Annotated in this window: 6 protein-coding genes; 5 read left to right on the top strand and 1 reads right to left on the bottom strand. The window is 63.9% G+C overall.

Features of this window, described 5'->3' with window-relative positions; genetic code table 11:
- The coding region (locus EOA29_RS18735; RefSeq protein ID WP_127221266.1) for a S8 family serine peptidase at positions 1-1,070 on the top strand (1,070 nt) is incomplete at its 5' end.
- 313 nt (positions 1,071-1,383) lie between these two features.
- Here the strand turns inward: EOA29_RS18735 and EOA29_RS18725 are convergent.
- Positions 1,384-2,406, bottom strand: a complete 1,023-nt coding sequence (locus EOA29_RS18725; protein WP_126090681.1) for a substrate-binding domain-containing protein — start codon at positions 2,404-2,406, stop codon at positions 1,384-1,386.
- A gap of 360 nt (positions 2,407-2,766) precedes the next feature.
- On the opposite strand from EOA29_RS18725, the gene EOA29_RS18720 reads away from it, so the two are divergent.
- The 4 genes from EOA29_RS18720 to EOA29_RS18705 all read left to right on the top strand — a co-directional run.
- On the top strand, positions 2,767-4,122 hold the full coding sequence (locus tag EOA29_RS18720) for an ABC transporter substrate-binding protein (RefSeq protein ID WP_126090680.1): 1,356 nt from the start codon (positions 2,767-2,769) through the stop codon (positions 4,120-4,122).
- 179 nt (positions 4,123-4,301) lie between these two features.
- Positions 4,302-5,315, top strand: coding sequence for a sugar ABC transporter permease (locus tag EOA29_RS18715; RefSeq protein WP_126090679.1), 1,014 nt, complete (start codon positions 4,302-4,304; stop codon positions 5,313-5,315).
- Between the two features lies 1 nt (position 5,316).
- Entirely contained in the window at positions 5,317-6,471 is a 1,155-nt protein-coding gene (locus tag EOA29_RS18710) for a carbohydrate ABC transporter permease (RefSeq protein ID WP_126090678.1), read from the top strand.
- 4 nt (positions 6,472-6,475) lie between these two features.
- On the top strand, positions 6,476-7,700 hold a 1,225-nt coding region (locus EOA29_RS18705), incomplete at its 3' end, for an alpha-amylase family glycosyl hydrolase (protein WP_127221265.1).

The following is a 7,700-nucleotide window of genomic DNA, read 5'->3' as shown; positions in this document are numbered from 1 at the left end:
CGCCGCCGCGCGCGGTCAGCGGCGAGTTCGTGCCGGACGAGGTGCTGGTGACGGTGACCGGCGATGCCGGCGCGGTGCAGCAGATCGCCACCGCCTTCGGCCTGCAGGTGCGCTCGCAGCGCCAGTCGCGGCTGCTCGGCTCGACGCTGGTGCGCTTCGGCATCCCTGATGGGCGCCCAGTCGGCGTGGTGCTGGCGCAGCTTGCCGCCGACGGCCGCACGCAGCGGCGCGAACCCAACCACATCTATTCGCTGCAGCAGGCGGCAGGTATCGTGAACTACGCCTTCGACCGCATCGCGCTCGATTCGAAACAGGCGAGCGGCGAGAATGTGCGCGTCGCCGTCATCGACACCGGCATCGACGACACCAACCCGGCGCTGAAGGGCGTTATCGCCGACCAGTATGATGCCATGCCCAACGTGCCGATCGAAAAGCGCGACCACGGCACCTCCGTCGACGGGCTTATCGCCGGCGTCGGCGCGCTGGAAGGCATGGCGCCGGGCGCCAGGATCTACCATGCGCGCGCCTTCGAAGGCGGCAAATCGACCATGGACGTCATCCTGGCGGCTCTCGACTGGGCGGCGGAACAGGACGTGCGCATCATCAATATGAGCTTCGTCGGCCCGAAGAACGACCTTCTCGGCACCGCCTGCCGCAACGCCCGCGCGCTCGGCATGGTGCTGGTGGCGGCCGCCGGCAACAATGGCCCCAAGGCGCCCTATGGCTATCCGGCCGCTTTCGACGGCGTCATCGCGGTGACCGCCACCGACGCCAAGGACGGGCTGATGCCGCAGGCCAATCGCGGTGCCTATGTCTTCATCTCGGCGCCCGGCGTCGAAATGGTGGCGCCGAGCGGCGCCGGCTCCGACGTGGTGACCGGCACCTCCTTCGCCGCCGCGATCGTCAGCGGCGCCATCGCCAACCTGATCCATGCCGCGCCCGACCGCTCAGCCGACGACATCGAGAAGGCGTTGGCGGCGACAGCCAAGGATCTTGGCCCGAAGGGGCGGGATAATGATTTCGGCTATGGGTTGCTGGATATCAAGGCGGCTGGGGCGGCGAAGGAGTAAGTTCCCAGCAGTTTTGTAACGTCGGCGGGACAGCAGCCCCTCTGTCCTGCCGGACATCTCCCCCGCAAGGGGGGAGATTGGGTGTCACCTCGATTTTCGCCAATCTCCAGCGTCGAAAATATGGCGCCAAGGCGGAACTGCCGATCTCCCCCTTGAGGGGGAGATGGCCGGCAGGCCAGAGGGGGTCGGTCGACCGGGCTCGGCCTGCTGACGCAGGTGGACGTTGGCGTTCTACGCGCAGCGACCCCCTCTGTCGCCTTCGGCGACATCTCCCCCTCGAGGGGGGAGACTAGCCGCTTCGCCGCCTTCGTTCCTATCCCGGCGCTCCAGCGACCGATCCCCTCACCACCAGATCGACAGGCCACACCTCGCCGCGCGCCCCTTCTTCCAGCCCCGATATCCGCGCCGCCAGGCGCTCGGCGACGCGTGCGCCGGCAAGGCGGATCGATGAGCGTGTCGTCGACAGCGGCACCGGAAAATTCTCCGGCCGCAGCCAGGGGAAAACGTCGTCATGGGCGACCAGCGAGAGATCCCCCGGGATGGTGAGGCCGAGATCGCGCACGGCGCGCACGACGCCGAGCGCCATGATCAGACTGGAGCAGACGATCGCGGTGGGAGCCTCGCTTTGCTCGAGCAGGCGGCGAGCGGCGCGATAGCCGTTCTCCTCGGTCATGGTCAGCGAGCAGATGTGGCGCTCGCCAAGCGTCAGGCCGCTGGCGGCAAGCGCCCGGCGAACGCCGCGCTCGCGGTGGATGGCGAAGGTCTCGCGGTCGTCGCCGTTGATCAGCGCCAGACGCCTGTGGCCGAGCTGGACAAGGATCCTGGCCGCCTCGTGGAAGGCGCCCTCATTGTCGATGTCGAGATAGGGATAGTCGAAATCAAAACCCTCGCTGCGGCCATGGACGATGAAAGGGATGCCCAGCGTGTTGACCAGCGCCAGCCGCCGGTCGGCGGGGCGCGGCGAAGAGATGTAGACCGCATCGACCTGCCGGTTGGCGACGATGCGCCGATAGGTGGTCTCCTGGTCGTCGGCATCGGCCGGCGACAGCACGAGATCGAGCTCGTGCGAGCGGGCATAGTCGCCGAGGCCGGAGAGGAACTCGACGAAATGCGGGTCGATGTCGACGGCACTGCCGGTCGGCAGCACGTAACCGATCATGCCCGACTTGCCGGTGGCCAGCCGCCGCGCGCTGGGGTTCGGCCGATAGCCATGGCGCTTGGCGGCATCCATCACGCGGCGCCGCGTCTCCTCGTTGACCTCCGGGTAGCCGTTCAGCGCCCGGCTCACCGTGGTTTGAGAGAGCGACAGCATGTGCGACAGTTGCTTGAGGTTCATCCGAGGTCTCCAGCCTCAAAGCGCTTTAAATTTAAATTGATCCGATGATTGTTGGCGATGTCGCCGCACATGACGACCTTAGTGGCGGCCCATCGCAGTTTGAAGCAAAAATTGCTGCTGCAGTGCCAAAAAAGCATGCTGCAGCGCACTTTCTGGCTGATAGAGTAGAACTTTAAATCGATTAGTACAGTAACCCTCTTGACTTCCGGTCAATTCGATGGCGAGATCAAAAAAGCCAAAGCGCTTTGGAAGACTCTCCGAAAGGTTGCGGTTGCCTTCTCGCTGAGTCACAGTTCCGCAGGCGTCGGCGGACGGGATGGAGGTTTCGTCCGAACTGTTTTCACCACTGGGAGGATTGCGATGAAGAAAATGCTTCTCTTGGGCGCCGCTTTCGCCGCGCTAGCCCTTAGCCTGCCGGCGCAAGCCGAACTGAAGTTCAAGCCGGGCGAGGACCCGCGCTTCCACTGGGCAAACTACGACGACCTCAAGAAAGTCGACCTCAAGGGCGAGACGCTGACCATCTTCGGGCCGTGGCGCGGCGAGGACGAGGGCCTGGTGCGCACCGTTCTCGAATACTTCCAGGAAGCCACCGGCGCCGAGATCAAATACTCCTCCTCGGAGAATTACGAACAGCAGATCGTCATCGACACCCAGGCCGGCAGCCCGCCCAACATCGCCGTGCTGCCGCAGCCCGGCCTGATCCAGGACCTGGCTTCCAAGGGCCTGCTCACTCCGCTCGGCGACGACACCGCCAAATGGGTGAAGGACAATTACGGCGCCGGCCAGTCATGGGTCGACCTCGGCACCTTCAAGGACAAGGACGGCAAGCCCGGCTTCTTCGCCTTCCCCTACAAGGCGGACGTGAAGTCGCTGGTCTGGTACTCGCCGGACAATTTCGAGGAAGCCGGCTACAAGGTGCCGAAGACGCAGGAAGAGCTCGCCGATCTCGAGAAGAAGATCATCGCCGACGGCGGCAAGCCCTGGTGCATCGGGCTCGGCTCCGGCGGCGCCACCGGCTGGCCGGCGACCGACTGGGTCGAGGACATCATGCTGCGCACGCAGACCCCCGCCGTCTACGACAAGTGGGTGAAGAACGAGATTCCGTTCAGCGACCCGGCGGTGGTCAACGCCATCGATATCTTCGGCAAGATCGCCACCGACGACAAGATGGTCGATGGCGGCGCCAAGGCGGTGGCCGCAACTGACTTCCGCGACAGCCCGAAGGGCCTCTTCTCGGTGCCGCCGAAATGCTACATGCACAAGCAGGCATCGTTCATCCCGACCTTCTTCCCCGAAGGCACCAAGATCGGTCAGGACGCCGATTTCTTCTACTATCCGCCCTATGCTTCCAAGCCCGATCTCGGCACGCCCGTGCTCGGCGCCGGCACGCTGGTCATGATCACCAAGGATAGCAAGGGCGCGCGTGCCTTCATCGACTTCCTCAAGATGCCGCTGGCGCATGAGATCTGGATGGCGCAGGGCGGCTTCGTGACGCCCTACAAGGCGGTCAACAAGGAAGCCTATGCCAGCGAGGCGCTGAAGAAGCAGGGCGATATCCTGGCCAACGCCTCGACCTTCCGCTTCGACGGCTCGGACCTGATGCCCGGCAAGATCGGCGCCGGTTCCTTCTGGACCGGCATGATCGACCTGGTCGGCGGCAAGTCCGCCCAGGACGTCGCAACCGACATCCAGAAGAGCTGGGATGCCATCAAGTAAGCCGCCGTTTGCGGCTCAAGTCAGACCTTCCTGATCCTCCTGCTGGATCCGGGCCACGGCCCGGATCCGACCGGCGGTAACGCCGGAAGCCTTCGCGTCTCGATTGTTCCGAAAACTCACAAGTCGGTGCATCCGATCGCCAGCACTGCCTGGCCGGTCATGCGCAGGGAGAGGGACCCATGGCGGCTCAGATTTTCTCGGCCATATTCGTCATCATCATCGGCGTCGGCGGCTGTGTCGCCTATTTCTGGGGCGCCAACAAACTGCTCGACGTCATCTTCCCCTCGCGCGGGGTTTCCGGCACAGCCGCGGTCGACAATCTGCGCCGGCAGGGGCTGGTGCGGCCGTGGCTGTTCGTCGGCCCGGCCATGATCATCCTCACCATCTATCTGATCTATCCGGTTGTCGAGACGCTCAGGCTCTCCTTCCTCGACAGGGGCGGCGCGAGCTTCGTCGGTCTTGCCAACTATGAGTGGGCGTTCGGCGACCACGATTTCCGCAATTCGATCCTCAACAATGTGCTCTGGCTGGCGGTGGTGCCCGCTGCCTGCACCTTCCTCGGGCTGATCATCGCCGTGCTCACCGACAAGATCTGGTGGGGAACGATCGCCAAGAGCCTGATCTTCCTGCCGCTGGCGATCTCCTTCGTCGGCGCCAGCGTGATCTGGAAGTTCATCTACGAGTATCGCGGCGAAGGCCAGGTCCAGATCGGCCTGCTCAACGCCATCATCCAGTTTTTCGGCGGCCAGCCGCAGGTGTGGATATCGCTGCCCTTCTGGAACAACTTCTTCCTGATGGTGATCCTGATCTGGATCCAGACCGGCTTTGCCATGGTGATCCTGTCTTCGGCGCTGCGCGGCATTCCGGAGGAAACGCTCGAAGCCGCGGTCATCGACGGCGCCAACCCGTTCCAGATCTTCTGGAAGATCATGGTGCCGCAGATCTGGGGCACGATCGCCGTGGTCTGGACCACCATCACCATCCTGGTGCTGAAGGTGTTCGACATCGTGCTGACGATGACCAACGGCCAATGGAACAGCCAGGTGCTCGCCAACCTGATGTTCGACTGGATGTTCCGCGGCGGCGGCGACTTCGGCCGCGGCGCAACCATCGCCATCATCATCATGATTGCCGTCATTCCGATCATGGTCTGGAACATCCGCCAGGCCAACAAAGAGACGGGAGGGCACTGAGATGACCGCCAAGACCGGAAAGTCCTTTGCCAGCCGCTTCGGCGTCCACATCGCCGTGTTCGTCTTCGTGGTGATCTGGACCATCCCCACGCTCGGCATTCTGGTCTCGTCGCTGCGCGACAAGGACCAGATCATTGCCTCGGGCTGGTGGAACTCCTTCGCCAGTTCCAGCCAGACCGAAGCCGGACGGTTGCCGGCGGCTTCGGCGCAGACGCAGAAGGACGGCAAATACGTCATCGAGGGCAACATCTTCGGCGACGGCGCCAAGCGCGAGATCAGCGCCTTCGGCGTCAAGTCGGCGGCGCCGACGCAATATCCGGCGGGCACCGCGGCCGATCTCGGCGACGGCGTCAGCCTGCAGGTCAATGCCGACGGCACCTTCGTCCTGTCCTCGCCGAAGGCATTCGAAGGCGAACGCGGCCAGCGCGTCTATTTCGCCTCGTCGGCGCCACCGAAGTTCACCACCGACAATTACAAGACGGTGCTGTTTTCGGAAGGCATAGGCCGCTCCTTCATGAACTCGCTGACCGTCACCATTCCCTCGACCGTCATCCCGATCCTGATTGCCGCCTTCGCGGCCTATGCGCTGGCCTGGATGCGCTTTCCCGGCCGCGCGCTCCTGATCGCCGTCATCATCGGCCTGCTGGTCGTGCCGCTGCAGATGTCGCTGATCCCGCTGTTGAAACTCTACAATGGCGTCGGCAGCTTCTTCGGCGTGCCGTCGAAGACCTATCTCGGCATCTGGCTGGCGCATACCGGCTTCGGCCTGCCCTTCGCCATCTACCTGTTGCGCAGCTATATCGCCGGCCTGCCGCGCGAGATCATGGAATCGGCGCGCATCGACGGCGCCAGCGACTTCGAGATCTTCGTCAAGATCGTGCTGCCGCTCTCCTTCCCGGTGCTTGCATCCTTCGCCATCTTCCAATTCCTGTGGGTATGGAACGATCTGCTGGTGGCGATGGTTTTCCTCGGCACAGAGGCCGATCAGATCGTGCTGACGGCCAAGCTCAATGCGCTGCTCGGCTCGCGCGGCGGTGACTGGGAGATCCTGACGACATCGGCCTTCGTGACCATCATCGTGCCGCTGATCGTGTTCTTCTCCCTGCAGCGCTATTTCGTCCGCGGGCTGCTTGCCGGCTCGGTGAAAGGAGGTTGAAACAATGCAATCGGCTTTGAAGGCGACGTCGAGACCAGACCCCGCCCTCGACCGCGACTGGTGGCGGGGCGCGGTGATCTACCAGATCTATCCGCGTTCCTACCAGGACTCGAATGGCGACGGCATCGGCGATCTGAAAGGCATCGTGCGGCGCCTGCCCTACATCGCCTCGCTGGGCGTCGACGCCATCTGGATCTCGCCCTTCTTCAAATCGCCGATGAAGGATTTCGGCTACGACGTGTCGGATTATTGCGATGTCGATCCGATGTTCGGCACGCTGGCCGATTTCGATGCGCTGGTCGCAGAAGCCCATCGCCTAGGCCTCAAGGTGATGATCGACGAGGTGCTGTCGCACACCGCCGACATCCACCCCTGGTTCAAGGAAAGCCGCTCCAGCAGGACCAATCCGAAGGCGGATTGGTATGTCTGGGCGGATGCCAGGCCAGACGGCACGCCGCCCAACAACTGGCTGTCGATCTTCGGCGGCTCGGCCTGGCAGTGGGACACCAGCCGCCAGCAATACTACATGCACAATTTCCTGGCCGAGCAGCCCGACCTCAACTTCCATAACCGGCAAGTCCAGGACGCGCTGCTCGACGTCACCCGCTTCTGGCTGGAGCGCGGCGTCGACGGCTTCCGCCTCGACACCATCAATTTCTACTTCCACAGCCAGGGGCTGGAGGACAATCCGCCGCTGCCGCCGGAAGAGCGCAACGACCAGACGGCGCCGGCGGTCAATCCCTACAACTACCAGGACCATATCTACGACAAGAGCCGTCCGGAAAATCTCGGCTTCCTCGAGCGCTTCCGCGCGCTGCTGGACGAATATCCGGCGCAGGCCGCCGTCGGCGAGGTCGGCGATTCGCAGCGCGGACTGGAAGTGGTGGCCGCCTACACCGCAGGCGCCAGACGCGTGCATATGTGCTATTCCTTCGACTTCCTGGCGCCGGAGAAAATCAGCGCCGCCAAGGTGCGCGCGGTGCTGGAAGCTTTCGGCCGGGTCGCCAGCGACGGCTGGTCCTGCTGGGCCTACTCCAACCACGACGTGATGCGCCCGGCCTCGCGCTGGGCCGCCGACGAGGCCGATCCGGTCGCCTATCTCAAGGTGATCTCGGCGCTCTTGATGTCGCTGCGCGGCTCGGTCTGCATCTACCAGGGCGAGGAGCTCGGCCTCGCCGAGGCGGAGCTCAAGTTCGAGGACCTGCAGGACCCCTATGGCATCCGTTTCT

Origin of the sequence: Mesorhizobium sp. M1E.F.Ca.ET.063.01.1.1, assembly GCF_003998155.1 — a bacterium.
GTDB lineage: Bacteria > Pseudomonadota > Alphaproteobacteria > Rhizobiales > Rhizobiaceae > Mesorhizobium.
This window is presented reverse-complemented; position numbering and strand designations above follow the sequence as displayed.

Coding starts and splice junctions, on each gene's coding strand:
- EOA29_RS18725 (WP_126090681.1), bottom strand. CDS start 2,406: ATGAACCTCAAGCAACTGTCGCACATGCTGTCGCTCTCTCAAACCACG.
- EOA29_RS18720 (WP_126090680.1), top strand. CDS start 2,767: ATGAAGAAAATGCTTCTCTTGGGCGCCGCTTTCGCCGCGCTAGCCCTT.
- EOA29_RS18715 (WP_126090679.1), top strand. CDS start 4,302: ATGGCGGCTCAGATTTTCTCGGCCATATTCGTCATCATCATCGGCGTC.
- EOA29_RS18710 (WP_126090678.1), top strand. CDS start 5,317: ATGACCGCCAAGACCGGAAAGTCCTTTGCCAGCCGCTTCGGCGTCCAC.